Source organism: Corynebacterium breve, assembly GCF_030252165.1.
Taxonomy (GTDB): Bacteria; Actinomycetota; Actinomycetes; order Mycobacteriales; family Mycobacteriaceae; genus Corynebacterium; species Corynebacterium breve.
In genome coordinates this window covers 674,077-689,330 of the sequence record NZ_CP126969.1, presented here as the reverse complement: position 1 = coordinate 689,330, position 15,254 = coordinate 674,077, and the positions used below count along the sequence as shown (strand labels likewise).

Here is a 15,254-nt window from a genome sequence, read left to right as displayed (position 1 = left end):
TTAGCCTTTTTTCGCGTTGAGTTTAATGTCCTGTGCAGCCTGCTCTAGTCGTTGTTGAGTATTTGCATAATGAAGCGCGGCCTTACTGGATCGTGGAGGAGCCTGGATCGTGTGCTCCGAGTCGTAGCCAAGTTGCAGCTCCTTGGCGCGAAGGATTTCGGCGTCCAGCTTAACGCCAAGGACCAAGATCACATTCATAATCCACAATGCCATGAGCACCGCAATGATCGTACCCACCGCTCCATAGGCATTTGTTGAGGCAAAGGTGGAGAGATAGAGACTGAAAAGCCACCACACGATGCCGATCGAACAAATCGAGAACACTGACCCAAACGACAGCCAGCGAAACCTTGAGGGACGCACGTTGGGCGCGTAGTGATAAAGCAGCGCAATCATCACGATGGCCAGCACGGCGATAACTGGGTAACGCAGCCACGCCCAAACCGGAAGAAAGATCCCTAGAAGGAAATTCACAGTTCCGGTGATGCCTAATGGCTCAGCGATCGGCTGGAGAAACACCGCCACGATCGATTGCCGCAGGAGAAACGCTCCAAGCATCATGACTGCACCGAGCACCATCACGATCGTCAGGCCCCACATCACCAACCAGGTCGGTACGACGGTGCGCCCTTCGACCCGCCCATAGACGTAGTTCGCGCTCCGGGCGAAAGAACGCACCCACGCAGACGAAGAAAACAATGCGACCAATACACCAACAACCAGCGCAATTGTGCCCTCGGAGGAAGAGCCCACAATGACGTCTACCACCCCGCGGACAGTGTCTGCGATCCCGTCCGGGATGTACTCGGAGATCAGCTCGTCGGTAAGCTCCGTGACCTGCGCTTCATTCTTAGCCAGCGCCAACGTCGCAATCGAGTAGGCGGCGAGGACTGTCGGAGCAAAGGTCAGCAACATGAAAAAGGTTTGCACGGCTCCACGATCCATCATCGCGTTGAGGAAGAAATCGTTCCAAGTGCGCCGCGCTACTAACGCCCAGCTTGCCGACGACAACCTGTTCCCCCTGGCCAATGGGTTCTGCTCAAGCGATCCCCCAGCCACTTCTTCCGCCGTGCTTCCCCCAACTTGCACGATGAAGGCGCTCTCCTCGCTATTCATATTTGTTGATACTAGCTGGCTGCATCAGCCCGCGCCTGCGTTTACTTTTCACCCTAGAATTGAAAATATGAACCTGCATCCAAATATTGAACCGTTCGCCTTCCTGATCGGAACTTGGGTCGGCTCGGGCCGTGGCAAATACCCAACGATCAATGACTTCGAGTACCGAGAGACTGTGACTTTCGCATCAACCCCAGGGAAGCCTTTTCTGCGCTACGAGCAAAAAACCAAGTCTCCCGATGGCGCACCGATGCACACCGAGGTTGGTTTTCTTCGTCCGGTGGGTGATTTGGTCGAGTTCACTATCGCCCAGCCAACTGGCCAGACAGAGCTCCTCGAGGGAACGATCAAGATCCTCGAAGACGGCTCACTGGAACTGCTTCTCGACGAAGGCACTGTGGCCAACACCGCCACCGCGAAACCAGTCGACGGGACCAAGCGTCGCTACGTCTTCGACGCAGACCGTTCCAAAATGACCACTGAGTTTGAAATGGAAGCTTCAGGCCAGGCGATGCAAAACCACCTGATCAGCGAGCTCGCTATCTCCAACGAGGTCTAATTAGCTACTAGAGCAGGCCGTTGTCCGCGAAATATTGCCGGGCGGCGGTCGCATCCTTGAATGAATCGCTACTCCACGCGATTCCCGCGGTGGAGTCGACATAGAAGACGGTAGACAACGCGCATATTTTTGCACCACGCATGCCGTCATCGCTCTTAATGATTTCCGCCTTCTCTTTATCGTCGGCACATTTTTCGCGCTTGATTTTTGCCAGTTTGCGCTCAAAGTATGCGGGGTTGTCGGAAGCTTTCTTGCTGACCATCAAACTCGGATAGTCCAACGTGCCTGGTGTTGCTTCCCGCCCGTTGCCATATTTGGAAAACTTGAAGTACTGGGCATCCGGTCCTTCCCGATCAATCTCGCAATACACCTTGTCGATGTTGATATTGGACCAACACCTGCTCACTCCGTCGTCGATAGCTGTCGGTAGGAGCGCCGCAATTTCATCGGTTGTGCGCGTGATGTTGGCCTCGATAGGCCTGTTGGCGATCCCGAGCCACGCGGCTCCTCCGGCGAGTGCGACTGCTGCCACCGCTGCGACGACGCCAAGTGCTGCCCGAGAAGACATCCTCCGCGAAGTCCCCGCGTGAGGTTTCTCCTTCTTCGTTCGCTCGGTTGTGGAGCTTTCAAGGGATGAGGGCACCGCGGAAGTCTCGGAAGCAGCCTTTGGCTCCTCGATCGCCCCAGCTGGAAAAACTTCGTCCGCGACAGCAAGCAAAGCACCACTTGCAACGGCTGAATTCGGCTCATCAACTTCAATAACTCCGCCGATCCTTTCTAGTGACTTTTGAATCAGCGGGATGCGCGACGATCCACCCGTGAGATAGAAGTCGATCGATCCGCTACCAGCGCTGATGCCGGCATCGGCCAGCACAGCACCGGTTAGAAACGAGAGATCCACCACCGTCGAGCCGATGAGTTCCTCCAACTTGTCCTGGGTGAGTTGGAGCGTGTGCGAGGCTTCCCCTCCGCGCACGGTGATGTCGGCGACGGGGTTCGTCGATAAGTGTTGTTTTGCTTGCCGGATAGCCTCGTTGAGTGAATTTCGCTCGGCGGGGTTTGCCTGGGTGCGCATGTAGTCCCCTAGTCCAGGTGCTAGATCACTTAGCTCCTGATCCACCCAGGTGCGAATCAAGGAGTCAAACCTGCCCCCGCCGATCGCGTCATCGCGCCGGGCAGCCAGCACCTGATAAGTACCCGCTTTAGATTCCAACACCGCGACATCTGTGGCGCCACTACCAATGTCGATGACTACAAACTTTTGCCCCGGCAGGACAAAGTCTCCCTCCTGATAGTGATGAGCCGCAGCGATCGGTTCTGCGACTGTTTTGATACTGTCGGGCGCAAATCCAATGCGCATCGCGCCATCGACCAGCACGGCCACTTCGCGTTCAGACCATGCTTCGGGGTGAGTCAAGACAATGCCGGTCGGGATTTCTCCCCCATGCTGTTGTGCGGCTTGTTTGATCACCGCGACCAGTACCTCGGCGATCAGATCTGCAACTTCGATCTCATTGCCGTTAACCCGTGTGGTTTCGTGAGACACCAGCTTCTTCGGAGAGCTCACCAAACCCGCAGGATGCGTTTGGGCCTTGTGTAACGCGTTTGCTCCAGTGACAAGCTGCGTGGGAGATTCAACATACACCGCGGACGGCATTGTAACGGAGCCATCGTCGAAGAGCAGCGGCTGAACCGCACCTTCGCGTGTAACTGTCGCCGCAGCCGTATTCGTAGTGCCGAAATCGACCGCTAGCAGCCAGTAATTCTTTGTCATGGGTCGCCTTCTTTAGCCTGTGTACGAGAAGCTTATCGACGACCAACTAGCGAAATCGGTGCAAGCAACGGGGAGAGAACAACCAGCGCCCACCACTCGCCCGTGCGCATGTCGAACATTGCGAAATAGTCTTGGACAGTGCCCCCACTGGTGACAACGCCAATGAGGTCAAATGTGTTGGTCAGGATAAACCACACAACACCGTAGCCGAAGTAGTCACGAGTCCGCGTGCCTTTGATACGTGGCAATAGCAACCACGCCATAGCGACGATGCAGGCTGCCAGCAGGATTGCACTGAGCGGGCGCGCGAATCCTTCACCGAAACGCTCGGCAATAACACGGTCCCGCAAGCCGCCGTTGAGGACGGCCAAGGGAATGATAAGCATCCACACAACAACGGCTTGGAAATACCTCTTCATTGCATCTGCACCCTTCACTGAGTGGCGGCAAGGCTTCTACCTTCGAGATTAACGCAGCAACTACTTCTGTGGCCTGTGTTTGAGCTTCGCTCAAGTTGGGTATCCTCACGGTCATGGGATTCATGGACAAGATTCGCGACCTACTCGGCATCGACGATTCGCCGCGATTGGTCAGCTACCCCGATGAGCTGGCGATCACCGAAGTCGATCGGTTGGAAGTGCACACTGCCCATATCGCAGCCGATGCCGACGACGTCATTGTCATCATCACCATGGATCAGCGCGCTTGGACCCTCGTCAAAACCACGCTGGAACCACTTCGCCTGACATGCGACGAGCAACGCGCGGTCACGTGGGTTCCTGTGGATCACCCGGCCGCCCCAGCTCTGGATCCAAACCTTGGATGGATCATCCCCCTCTCGCCCGCAACACACGCAGAGTTGAGCACGCTTCCTGATGGCCCCATTGAGACAGAGCTAGAGTCGATCAACGTTGGTGTAATCGTCGTTAAGCAGGCGTAGGAGCGTGGGGCTGTCACCCATATGTCACCTGAAATTTACCCGTACTGGCAGGCAGAAGACACTCAGACCGAGTACGGTGGATAAACAGCGTTCTTAGAGCGTGTATTTCCTGTCCGTTGAGCAAATATGGAGTTTAAAGAGTGAAGATCGCAATTTTGGGCGGCGACGGTTTCTGTGGCTGGCCAGCATCTCTGCACTTGTCGGATCTAGGCCATGAGGTTGTGATCGTCGATAACCTGTCTCGTAGAGCAATCGATGAGGAACTCGGCGCTGAATCTCTCACTCCGATCTGCTCTATTGACGAGCGCCTCGCGGCATGGAAAGAGGTCTCTGGCAAGGAGATCGGTTTTGAGAACATCGACGTCGCGCAGGATTACGATGGCCTGCTGAACTTCATCAACACGTACAAGCCTGACGCTATCGTGCACTTTGCAGAACAGCGCGCGGCACCGTACTCGATGAAGAACTCGCGCAACAAGCGATACACCGTGGACAACAACACGAACGCAACACACAACCTGCTCGTTGCGATCGTTGAGTCCGGCCTGGACATCCACGTCGTCCACTTGGGCACCATGGGCGTGTACGGCTACGGCACCGCGGGCATGAAGATTCCTGAGGGCTACCTAGACATCAAGGTTGAGGTCGACGAGGACGAGAACGGCAACACCATCGATCCAACCCTGGTGGACCAGCAGATCCTCTACCCCACCAACCCGGGATCCGTGTACCACATGACCAAGGTGCTGGATCAGACCCTGTTTGCGTACTACGCAAAAAACGATGAGCTGCGCATCACCGACCTGCACCAAGGCATCATCTGGGGTACTCACACCGACCAGACTGCTCGCGACGAGCGCCTGATCAACCGCTTCGACTACGACGGCGACTACGGCACCGTGCTCAACCGCTTCCTGATGCAGTCTGCCGTGGGCTACCCGCTCACCGTGCACGGCACCGGTGGGCAAACCCGCGCGTTCATCCATATCCGCGACATGGCTAAGTGCATCCAGATCGCGATTGAAAACCCGCCAGCACGTGGCGAGCGCGTTAAAATCTTTAACCAGATGACCGAGACCCACCGCGTCCGCGACCTGGCTAACCTCATCGCCGACATCTCCGGCGCACAGGTTGAGATGGTTCCTAACCCTCGTAAGGAATCCGCTGAGAACGAGCTCCACGTTGTCAATGACACCTTCCTCGACTTGGGACTCAACCCAACCAAGCTGGCCGAAGGACTGCTGCACGAAGTCGAAGATGTTGCGCGCAAGTACGCAGACCGCGCAGACATGTCGAAGATTCCGGCTCGCTCCTTGTGGACCCAGAACCAGGCCGAGGGTGTCCCACCATCAGTTGCAGAATCCGCTGGTGGCGCCGGAAACCCCGATTCTGCAGCTAAGGCGTAGTTTCTATGCGGATCTCCATGTTCACGGAGGTCTTTCTGCCAAAAATTGATGGAGTGGTGACCCGCATTACCGGCACCCTCGATCAACTGGCAGAGATGGGCCACGAGGTACAGCTTTTCGCCCCTGGCGATCCACCCGACACCTATGCAGGTTTCAAGGTCCAGCGCGTGCGCGGGTTCTCGTTTAAACCGGTGTACCCCGAAATCAAGGTCGGCCTTCCTACTCCTGCCATCGCCAAGCGGATGGAAGAGTTCCAACCCGACATCGTCCACGCCGTAAATCCTGTGGCCTTGGCGGCCTACGGTGTGCTCTCGGCGCGGCGTCGTAATGTTCCGCTGGTCGCATCGTTCCACACCAACGTGCCGGAATACACTGAGTCATTGCGTATCGGGTGGCTCCGCCACCCTGCGGCATGGTGGATTCGAAACCTGCACAACGAGGCGGAGATCAATCTTGTGACCTCGGACCCCATGGTTGAAAAGGCTCGGGAAACAGGCATCCGCAACGTGAAGTTGTGGCCCAAGTCCGTCGACACTGTCGGTTACACGCCTGAACGTTACTCTCACTCGATGCGCGAGCGCCTGACAAACGGCCACCCCGAATCACCGCTTGTGGTCTATGTCGGTCGCATGAGCTTGGAAAAGAACCTCGGACGACTTGCCGGAATCATGAAAGAGCTGCGTGCGATCGTCCCCGATGCTCGGCTTGCGATGGTCGGCTCTGGGCCTCAGATCGATCAACTTAAGAAGATGATGGATCCAGCGTGGACCACCTTCACCGGCTATATGTCGGGCGTTGAGCTCGCTGAGGCTTTCGCCTCCGGCGATGTTTTCTGTTTCCCCTCCACTACCGAAACCCTCGGCCTTGTGGCCTTAGAATCCTTCGCCTCTGGCGTACCTGTGGTGGGCGCGCGTGCCGGTGGCATCCCGTTTGTCATCGACGACGGCGCCACAGGCTACCTGGTCGACCCAGACGATTCCGATGCGCTCTGGGCAAAACAGTTGGCACAAGTGCTTAACGACGACCCCCTGCGCCGCTCCATGTCCGCCGCAGCAAGGGCTGAAGCCGAGCGCTGGTCATGGCGGGCGTCGACCGAGCAAGTGGTGAAATACTACGAAGAAGCCATCGATTTGCACGCGAAGCGCCTGGCAAAGAAGCGCAAGTAATCCTCGCCAAGCAAGCACGAAAAAGCACCTCCTTAAAAGGAGGTGCTTTTCTTCGTCGTGCTACAGGCGTTGCATGACCAAGTCTTGCTCAGCGTAACGCACGCCAGGGAAAGCCTCGATCACGGTGATAACAGTGACTAGTTGGCTTTCGGTGAGGCCGTTCTTAAACGTCACCAGCGCGCCGTGGGTGCGTGGCGTTACGGTGACATTCTCGTCGACTGCAGGCAATGCATTCTGCAGAACGCTGACGATGGACTCAGCTTGCGACGACTCTTCAAAACCAACAATGATGCGGGTCTCGGAGAGGAGGTTATTTTCTTCCACGTTTGGCTCCAGAAGGTTAAACAGCTCAACAGGCAAGGGATTTGTTTCCCCGACGACTGCCTCGACGAGCGAGGCTTCCGCCCACTGCGGCGCTGAATACTGCTCAGCTACCGACGACGCCTGCGGAGAAAGAAGGGACAGAATCATGGAGAACAGTGCAGCTACTGAAGGAGGAACGGCCACCATGGTGAATCCTTTCGCTATGTTGCGGGCAATGGGGGTTTATACGAACCAGTTGAACCAGGTGAATGGGTTCCAGAAGCGGAAGCGACGCTCGTCCTCTTCCTCTTCAGGGGTTGGAGCAGTTACTTCCTGCTCCTCAACTGTTTCCCAATCCCAAGTCAAGAGATCCTCTGGGTTCCAGATGCGCTCACCTGGGTAGTCCGGCGCAGGTGCTGGAGCTGGCTCAGGGTTGTCGATCTCCCAGCCAACCAGATCACCTGGGTTCCAGATGCGGTCGCCGCCCGGTGCAGGTGCAACCGGGTCGGATGGCTGCTCAGGTGCGATGGTGTCTACAGGTGCATCGGATTCTGGAGCAGGCTCAGACGGGTTCTCTGGGGATTCAGGAGTCTCTAGATCCCAAGGTGCCCAAGGGTCCCAAGGCTCAGATGGGTTCCATGGATCATTTGGCTCAGAAGGCTGGGTCGGCTCAATTGGATCGACTGGCTGCTCTGGTGCCCATGGATCAGTTGGCTCGATTGGCTCAGTTGGCTGAGCGCTCTCGGATGGAGATGGGGTTGGCTCTTCTTCCGAAGTCTCAGGGGAATCGGAACCCGGCGCGCCGGAAACAGCTGCAACGGCAGCTCCTGCATCGATCAGGCCGGATCCGCAACCGGAGCAGCCGTTGCGGAATGGGCGCGCGGTCTCGCTCAGAATGCTCTCAATACGATCCGGGGTGAGGGAGGAGTCTTCCGCCAACATCGCCGCAATTACGCCAGAGACAAACGGGGTAGCCATCGAAGTACCCTGGTAGAACGCGTAGTTCGCGCTGCCTGGACGGGTCTTACCGTTGTTCAATGTAGAGACGATGCCCTCGTCACGAGAGTAGTCGCCACCTGGAGCAGTGATGTCCACGTTGCGGCCAAAGTTGGAGTACGAAGCGTATGAACCATCTTCAGCCGATGCGCCGACGGTGATGACGTCGTTGCAGTTAGCTGGCTGAACGTTTGCAGCGTCCTGACGCTCATTACCCGCAGCGACAACGACTACGGAGCCGTTGGCGCGAGCGGTGGAGATTGCATCCTGGTAGGTGCGGGAGCACTGGCCCTGGCCACCAAGAGACATGTTGATCACGTCTGCTGGGGTGTTGTTCGCTGGTGCGCCCTGAACGCGCTCACCAGAAGCCCACAAAACCGCATCCGCAATGTCAGAGGTGTAACCACCACATGCTGCAAGTGCACGGATCGGCTGAACCTTAGCGTTCGGAGCAACGCCTGCCACGCCGATTCCATTGTCTGCGATGGCGGCCACGGTGCCTGCAACGTGAGTACCGTGCCAAGAGGAGTCTGCACCTTCTGGGTTGTTGCCGCACTCGTATGCGCCGTACCAGTCGCCTTCGTCGCGAGGGTTGGAGTCACGACCGTCGCCGTCACGGCCCATTCCTGGGTCAGAGACGAAGTCATAGCCCGAGACAAGGTTGGCATCCAGGTCTGGGTGGCTGACGATGCCGCTGTCGATGACCGCAACAACCTGATCAGCGCCCTTGGATGGGCCTGCTTCCCACGCCTTCTCTACGTTGCCACCATTCTGGCCGTGGAAGTGCCACTGACGCTCGTAGTACTCGTCGTTGGCTGCGAACGGCACCATGATGGTGTCTGGCTCGATGTATTCGATGTTGCCGGTTGCTTCCATCTCAGCCATGAAGTTGTCGGCTGCTTCAGGGTTCAGAACCTCGTCCACAGCGACGATGACGGTTCCATCCGGACGCTCACGGACCTCGCCTGCATCCAGCTCTGTCTTGGTTGCAGCGGCTGCCATCGCACCTTGGCGGGAGTCCTCTGCCTTTGCCTCTTCTTTGTAGCGCACGACGAAGCGGTTGGTCATGCGGGAATCAACCAAGTTCTCGGTGGTGACAACTCGTGATTCGGATACTTGCTTTTCTTCAAGCTGCACTGCGCCAGTTTGGGCCTGTGCTGCTGGTAGCGCGATGCCACCAACCATCAAAACTGAAACTGCTCCCATCGCTGCGCCACGCAACCAGCGCTGACGACGCTGCGAATTGTCCCGTACGGTCATGCCTCTCCGATCTCCAGCCTTCTTAAGGCCAATTCTCACAATACTTAATGTTTATTAAGTTTTGTCCAATTGTTACACATATTTCGAAGAACTCAACATCTTCTCATAATGCAAGTTCACAGCACATAAATGCATCAATTAACTGGTCAAGTGAGGAGATGAAAGGTATACACTTGATCACTGAGGCTTTCCCAGTTGAGGGCTCAGAAGTCTGCACAAAAAGCAAACTGACCGCACCTGATGTGCGATCAGTTAGTTGGGATGTTCAGTTTTTCGTGCGAAGCCAAGGCTAGGCCGGGAGAAAAAGAAACACCCCTGCCATTGTGGCGGTGAGCCACGGCGGCAGGGATGTTCGTCGCTAAGCGAATTAACGAATGTCCGATGGCTCCTTGCGCTCTGGCAGAACGCGAGGACGCACCCCTAGGACCTCTTCGACGATGCGGACTACCTGGTTGGAGTAGCCGAACTCGTTGTCGTACCAGACATAGAGGACCAAGTGATTACCGTTTGCGATGGTAGCAAGACCATCGACGATGCCCGCGTGGGTGGAGCCCACGAAGTCAGTGGACACAACCTCTGGCGAGTGAATGTACTCGATCTGCTGACGCAAGTTTGAGTCGGTGGAAACGCGACGCAGGAAGTTGTTTACCTCGTCCTTGTCCACCTCTGTGTCGAGATCGAGGTTCAATACCGCCATGGAAACGTCCGGCGTAGGAACGCGAATCGCATTGCCGGAAAGTTTGCCCTCGAATTCGGGAAGGGCCTTGGAGACAGCCTTGGCAGCACCAGTTTCGGTGAGAACCATGTTGAGGCCAGCCGCACGACCACGGCGTGGACCCTTGTGGAAGTTGTCCGCAAGGTTTTGGTCGTTGGTGTATGCGTGGACGGTTTCCACGTGGCCGTGCTTTACGCCGTAACGATCGCCGATCACCTTGAGGACTGGGGTGATGGCGTTGGTGGTACAAGAAGCCGCGGAGAGGACACGATCGGATTCCGAGTCAGTAATGTCGCCGTGGTTAATGCCGTAGACGATGTTCTTGATATCGCCTTTACCCGGTGCGGTGAGCAGCGCACGTTCGACACCCTTGGACTTCAGGTGCTGGCTTAGGCCCTCACGATCGCGCCATGCGCCGGTGTTGTCCACAACGATCGCATTGTCGATGCCGTAGGCGGTGTAGTCGATTTCGCCTGGGTTGGAAGCGTAGATCATCTGGATTGGAGTGCCGTTTGCCCAGATGATGTCGTTTTCCTTGTCCAGGGTGATGGTACCGTCGAACGGGCCATGGACGGAGTCACGGCGCAAGAGGCTCGCACGCTTGATGATATCCTCGTCGCCCTTCTTACGGACGACGATCGCACGCAGGCGCGCACCACCGTAGGTTGCTTCGCGTGCGATCAGGATGCGTGCAAGCAAGCGTCCGATGCGCCCGAAGCCGTACAGTACGACATCACGTGGCTCAGGCTTGTCGTTGGAGCCAATGACATCTGCGAGCTCCTCCTTGAGGTAGTCGGCCAGCTCGACGCCTTCGAGGCGACCATAGTTCTTTGCCAGACGCCCTACGTCAATCGACGCGGTGCCCAAGTTCATTTCAGCCAGCTCACGGAAAATCGGCAGGGTTTCATCCAAAGGCAGCTCGCGCTCAACGACTCGGCGTGCGTAACGGTGCGCCTTGATGATGTCAATATCGGTGACCCCGACGAGCAGACGCCCGAAGATCGAGGTAACAACATTGTTCTCGCGATGGAGCTTGCTAATCAGTGGCAACATCTCCTGAGCCTGTTCAAGACGACGGTTCCAGTCGTCCTGGGTGCGCTTCATGCTGTCCTGAATGCTCAATTCGGTCCTCTTCTGTTTTTGATTCTGGTTTTGCGGGAAAACCTGCCACAATCGTGGGTTGATCAAGGCTGCTCACCCGCGTGGATACCCCATCTACAGTACGGAATTTGGAAACAAAATACAGGCAATGGGGGTAGATCTGGGTCACCCTCCACCGCCAATGATGTCACCTGTTTCAGTTTGATCACCAAGGAAAGCGGACAGCACGGCCGACGGGCTTGTTTGGTTAATAAAAGTTTCCCCCACCCAGTAGGGTTGATAATGTTTCTCACATCAACGTTTCCCAGGCAAGAAGGCTCACCAGATGGAACTCGGATATCCCCAATCTTTGCAAGATATCGCCACCGACGGCGCGATCGCTCAGTCAGACATCGACGCATCCACCGCCGCAATTTCAGGCCCCATCGCTGGGATCGAGTTTTCTGGCCCCAACCCTGAAGACGAGGATCGCGACGCACTCGTCGAACTCCGCATTCACCACCAAGACGGTCGCACGTCCGCCGGCACCGGCACCCGGGCCGCACTCATCCGCGACAATGTCTGGCACTGGCGCACAGCCCGCGTGGAATCTTTCCCCGATATCGCCGAGTTCTCCCAAGAACTTCCTGGCGACGACATACACGTCAAAGCTACTCGCACCCTGTTTGGAAATGCTCAAGTGTTCCTCGCACCGCATGCCGATGGGGCGACCAGCGTGGTTGCGATGAACGGCACTCCCCCGACCGGCCCGCTTCGCAGCGCTCTTGTCGCAGGTGCTGCCCAGCTGAGTCCAGAACTGGATACCACGCGTGCCGTCGCGGCGTTCGCAGCATCGCGCGGATTGGGCTTCGCAGAGACCGACACCGGCATGAACCTCTCCGACGGCACAACAATCATCATCGAAGATGACGCCATTTCGCACGTGGGATCTGGTCTCACCCTCCGCGACACCATCGCCGACGGAGTGCTGACTTCAACCGAGCACCAATTTCTGTTCGGCGGCCGCTATCCAGACGCTACCGTGCAGCTCAACCTCGCCGCGGGCCGCGCTCTGGTGCAGCCAAATAACCAGCACCCCTTTGAAGTGGCCGCACAGGTGCTCGCGACAGTTTCCCACGGCACTGCAACGTGGGCATGGGCTGACCAAGGGCTCGCTGGCTCCCCTGCCGCCCAGGCAGCGGGCAGCGTTCGCAATTTCGGGTTTAATAATGGGATCATCGCGCTGCTCCGCCCCACGTTCCCAGAGACCGAGCTAGAGAACTTGGTCACAGCATCAAAGCCGATCACCGGCATGTGGACGCATACAACCGCACAGCTCTCCCCTGACACAAGCGCCATCGTGCTACTGAGCGGTCCGGAGCTTAGCCTCCCGGCTCCGAGTCAGGCAGCAGTCGATGCCACGGTGAACTCGCTTACCGACGACATCGATCGTCCACGAGCTCTCGCCGCTTATGCCCACAACCGTCAGTTAACGCTCGGTGCAGACGGAAAAATTACCGTCTAGTACGTCAACACATCCCGGTACCTCTGGGCTGGTGCCTTGTCAGCAAAGTGCGGGTCTTGGTCTTTGTCCACCAAGACCGCTCGCACTCCTTCCAGGAAGTCCGGTTCGCGACGGATAAGTTCCCCTAGGACTCGCTCATTCTCTAATGCCTGAGCAAGCGTCTTCCCCTTGTTTGCCTCGAAAAGCTCAGCTGACGCCACCAAGGCGGACGGGGACGCCTTCTTCGTCAGCTCTTCCACCATTGCCCTCAGGTCTCCGTCGAGTCGCTGCCAAATCTCATCCCAGGAGCCTTGGAACGCAGTGTCGATGTCGTCGTAAAGCTTTGGCAGCTCCGAATGGCCAGGGTCTTCCGCACGGTCTTCGATCGCCTGGACTCCGTGCTCAACGATGTCTTCTAGCAGGCCATCGAAGCTTGGGACGTAGTGGGTGGCCAACCCGGTAGTGATCATGTCGGCTTCGTTGAGTCGGTATCCGGTTAGACCTAGAAACTTTCCAAAGGCAGTTGACCGGTGGCCGGGGAGATTCTGATAGACGTGCGAGATTCCCACATCCGTGCAGTACCCGATATTCATTTCGGGCATCGAAGCAAAGCTGCCCTGGGTGATCACACGATGTGATCCATGTACAGAGATCCCCAGGCCGCCGCCCATGACGACACCGTTCATTAAGGCGATGTAGGGCTTGGGAAACTCCGCAAGAGCAAGGTTCATGCGGTACTCGGTGGCGAAGAAGTCATCTACGTCTTTTGCTTCGCCGTCGAGGATGCGCTGGCGGGCGTTGCGCACATCGCCGCCTGCACAGAAATGCTTTCCGCTGGAGTAAATAACAACCTGGTCGATAGAGTCATCATCCGCCCACGCATCAAGTGCGCCGGCGATGGTGCCTACCATCTCTTCATTGAGAGAGTTCAATGCCTCCGGGCGGTCCAAAGTGAGGATTCCGGTAGACTTCTTCACAGTAATATCAACGAGCTGGTTCATATAACTAGTGTTCCACATCACTTTAAGGATGGCTATGGTTTCCGCTTCCCCGTCACTTGTCGCACTCGATATGGACGGCACCCTCATCGACGGAACAGGCCAGATCCCTGACGATTTTTGGGACCTTCTCGGCAGAGCACAGTTTGCTGGCATGACTATCGCGCCGGCATCTGGACGCCAACTGGCCACGTTGCGCGACATGTTCTCCGTTACCAACACGCGTCCCGACACATTCATCGCCGAAAACGGCTCTGTGGTCTGGCACCGCGGAAAAATCGTGTCCACTTCTCCGATGCGCCGCGATATTGTGCTGCGCATCTTAGAGGCATTGGATAAAGCCCCCAGTGGGATGCACGTCGTACTATGCAAACCCGACTATTCCTGCACCGCAGAAACCATGCCGCCTGAGGTGACAGCCGAAGTAGACAAGTACTACCACGCGAATCGGCACGTGGCGTCGCTTATCGACGAAGTAGACACGCAAGTAGTAAAGATCGCCCTTTTTGTCGAATCGGACGCTGAGAAAGACGGTGTGCCGCTAGTTTCCGGTGTTGCGCCTGACTACACCGTTGCCGTTTCCTCGAAGCACTGGCTCGATGTGATGGCTCCTGGCGTAAACAAGGGCGTCGCCCTCATGGAACTTGCCAAGGTGCTCGGAATCAAGCAAGAAGACACAGCCGCGATCGGCGACTACCTGAATGACTTTGAAATGCTTCAACAGGCCGGGCTTGCAGTAGCCATGGAAAACGCACACCCTGACCTCAAAGCGATTGCTGACGAGGTCGCCGAGTCAAACATCGAACACGGGGCCTTGAAAAAGATCCGCGAATGGCTGAACTAGCTGGGGACGAACTGTATTCGCTATCTTCCCTGTTCAGAAACCATTTTCTCTGTACTATTTCCCCCACGTGCCAGTGCTTGTGCCAGATGGGTCTAACGGGGGTGGTTTATCTGGCACGCCCGGACCTGAGTTTACCGCCTACTCATGCGCCAGCACAGCCCGGCGCGAACGCTGGTTTTTGAAAAACGTCCCCACCTAAGGCGTTGAATTGCCCGGGGTGGCACCGGAGTACCCCTGAACCCTCACAGGCCGTCTCCGTGGCGTACAGGTCCCGTCTCGCTTGTGTTAGAGGCCCGGTAACAGGCTGTTCGTTACTTTTACACATGCGATTTCCCCAACGGTCGCACGGAACAATCCGCAGCACCGCAGGGGCGCGGCTGCTGGGGGCCGGGGTAGTCCCCTCCCCCCTCACGGTTACCGGGGGTCTTTCCTCTTCCACCACGAATACGACAACATCACCTCGACCGTAAAGGTTCGCCAGGCTGGCTTTGCCGACGCACTGGATACTGAGACTCGCCTGCCGGAGTTGTTCGATGAGCTGGTGGCGACGAAAGTCCTGCCACCCTTCGACCAGATCTAACCCAGATTGACAG

General features: G+C 57.0%; 13 protein-coding genes. 6 read left to right on the top strand and 7 right to left on the bottom strand.

The window, feature by feature from the left end; genetic code table 11:
- The gene (locus tag QP027_RS03445) at positions 1-1,116 is read right to left on the bottom strand and encodes a YihY/virulence factor BrkB family protein (protein WP_284826008.1); all 1,116 of its coding nucleotides are present in this window, start codon (positions 1,114-1,116) and stop codon (positions 1-3) included.
- Between the two features lie 67 nt (positions 1,117-1,183).
- Here QP027_RS03445 and QP027_RS03440 point away from each other — a divergent pair, with 67 nt between their 5' ends.
- Positions 1,184-1,675, top strand: a complete 492-nt coding sequence (locus QP027_RS03440; RefSeq protein ID WP_284826007.1) for a heme-binding beta-barrel domain-containing protein — start codon at positions 1,184-1,186, stop codon at positions 1,673-1,675.
- 7 nt (positions 1,676-1,682) lie between these two features.
- Here the strand turns inward: QP027_RS03440 and QP027_RS03435 are convergent, their stop codons facing one another.
- Complete coding sequence (locus tag QP027_RS03435) at positions 1,683-3,449, bottom strand: Hsp70 family protein (protein WP_284826005.1); 1,767 nt, start codon at positions 3,447-3,449, stop codon at positions 1,683-1,685.
- A 32-nt stretch (positions 3,450-3,481) separates the two neighbouring features.
- Positions 3,482-3,868, bottom strand: coding sequence for a hypothetical protein (locus tag QP027_RS03430; protein WP_284826004.1), 387 nt, complete (start codon positions 3,866-3,868; stop codon positions 3,482-3,484).
- Positions 3,869-3,990: 122 nt separating this feature from the next.
- Between QP027_RS03430 and QP027_RS03425 the strand changes: the two genes are divergently transcribed.
- The 3 genes from QP027_RS03425 to QP027_RS03415 all read left to right on the top strand — a co-directional run bounded on the left by QP027_RS03425 (position 3,991) and on the right by QP027_RS03415 (position 6,961).
- On the top strand, positions 3,991-4,389 hold the full coding sequence (locus QP027_RS03425; RefSeq protein WP_284826002.1) for a hypothetical protein: 399 nt from the start codon (positions 3,991-3,993) through the stop codon (positions 4,387-4,389).
- Positions 4,390-4,529: 140 nt separating this feature from the next.
- On the top strand, positions 4,530-5,795 hold the full coding sequence (locus QP027_RS03420; protein WP_284825999.1) for an NAD-dependent epimerase/dehydratase family protein: 1,266 nt from the start codon (positions 4,530-4,532) through the stop codon (positions 5,793-5,795).
- A 5-nt stretch (positions 5,796-5,800) separates the two neighbouring features.
- The gene (locus QP027_RS03415; protein WP_284825996.1) at positions 5,801-6,961 is read left to right on the top strand and encodes a glycosyltransferase family 4 protein; all 1,161 of its coding nucleotides are present in this window, start codon (positions 5,801-5,803) and stop codon (positions 6,959-6,961) included.
- Positions 6,962-7,021: 60 nt separating this feature from the next.
- Here the strand turns inward: QP027_RS03415 and QP027_RS03410 are convergent, their stop codons facing one another.
- From QP027_RS03410 to QP027_RS03400, 3 genes are all read right to left on the bottom strand, one after another.
- Positions 7,022-7,471 (bottom strand): hypothetical protein, encoded by a 450-nt coding sequence (locus tag QP027_RS03410; RefSeq protein WP_284825995.1) that lies wholly within the window; start codon positions 7,469-7,471, stop codon positions 7,022-7,024.
- 36 nt (positions 7,472-7,507) lie between these two features.
- Complete coding sequence (locus QP027_RS03405; protein WP_284825993.1) at positions 7,508-9,520, bottom strand: S8 family peptidase; 2,013 nt, start codon at positions 9,518-9,520, stop codon at positions 7,508-7,510.
- A 367-nt stretch (positions 9,521-9,887) separates the two neighbouring features.
- Positions 9,888-11,339 (bottom strand): glyceraldehyde-3-phosphate dehydrogenase, encoded by a 1,452-nt coding sequence (locus QP027_RS03400; RefSeq protein WP_284825991.1) that lies wholly within the window; start codon positions 11,337-11,339, stop codon positions 9,888-9,890.
- 322 nt (positions 11,340-11,661) lie between these two features.
- On the opposite strand from QP027_RS03400, the gene QP027_RS03395 reads away from it, so the two are divergent.
- Positions 11,662-12,840: a DUF6882 domain-containing protein gene (locus QP027_RS03395; protein WP_284825990.1), complete on the top strand. Its 1,179-nt coding sequence runs from the start codon at positions 11,662-11,664 to the stop codon at positions 12,838-12,840.
- Here the strand turns inward: QP027_RS03395 and QP027_RS03390 are convergent.
- Positions 12,837-13,820: a 3-hydroxyisobutyryl-CoA hydrolase gene (locus tag QP027_RS03390; RefSeq protein ID WP_284825989.1), complete on the bottom strand. Its 984-nt coding sequence runs from the start codon at positions 13,818-13,820 to the stop codon at positions 12,837-12,839. The two genes, QP027_RS03395 and QP027_RS03390, sit on opposite strands and share 4 nt — an antisense overlap.
- A gap of 34 nt (positions 13,821-13,854) precedes the next feature.
- Between QP027_RS03390 and QP027_RS03385 the strand changes: the two genes are divergently transcribed.
- The gene (locus QP027_RS03385; protein ID WP_284825988.1) at positions 13,855-14,661 is read left to right on the top strand and encodes an HAD family hydrolase; all 807 of its coding nucleotides are present in this window, start codon (positions 13,855-13,857) and stop codon (positions 14,659-14,661) included.
- Positions 14,662-15,254: the final 593 nt, after the last annotated feature.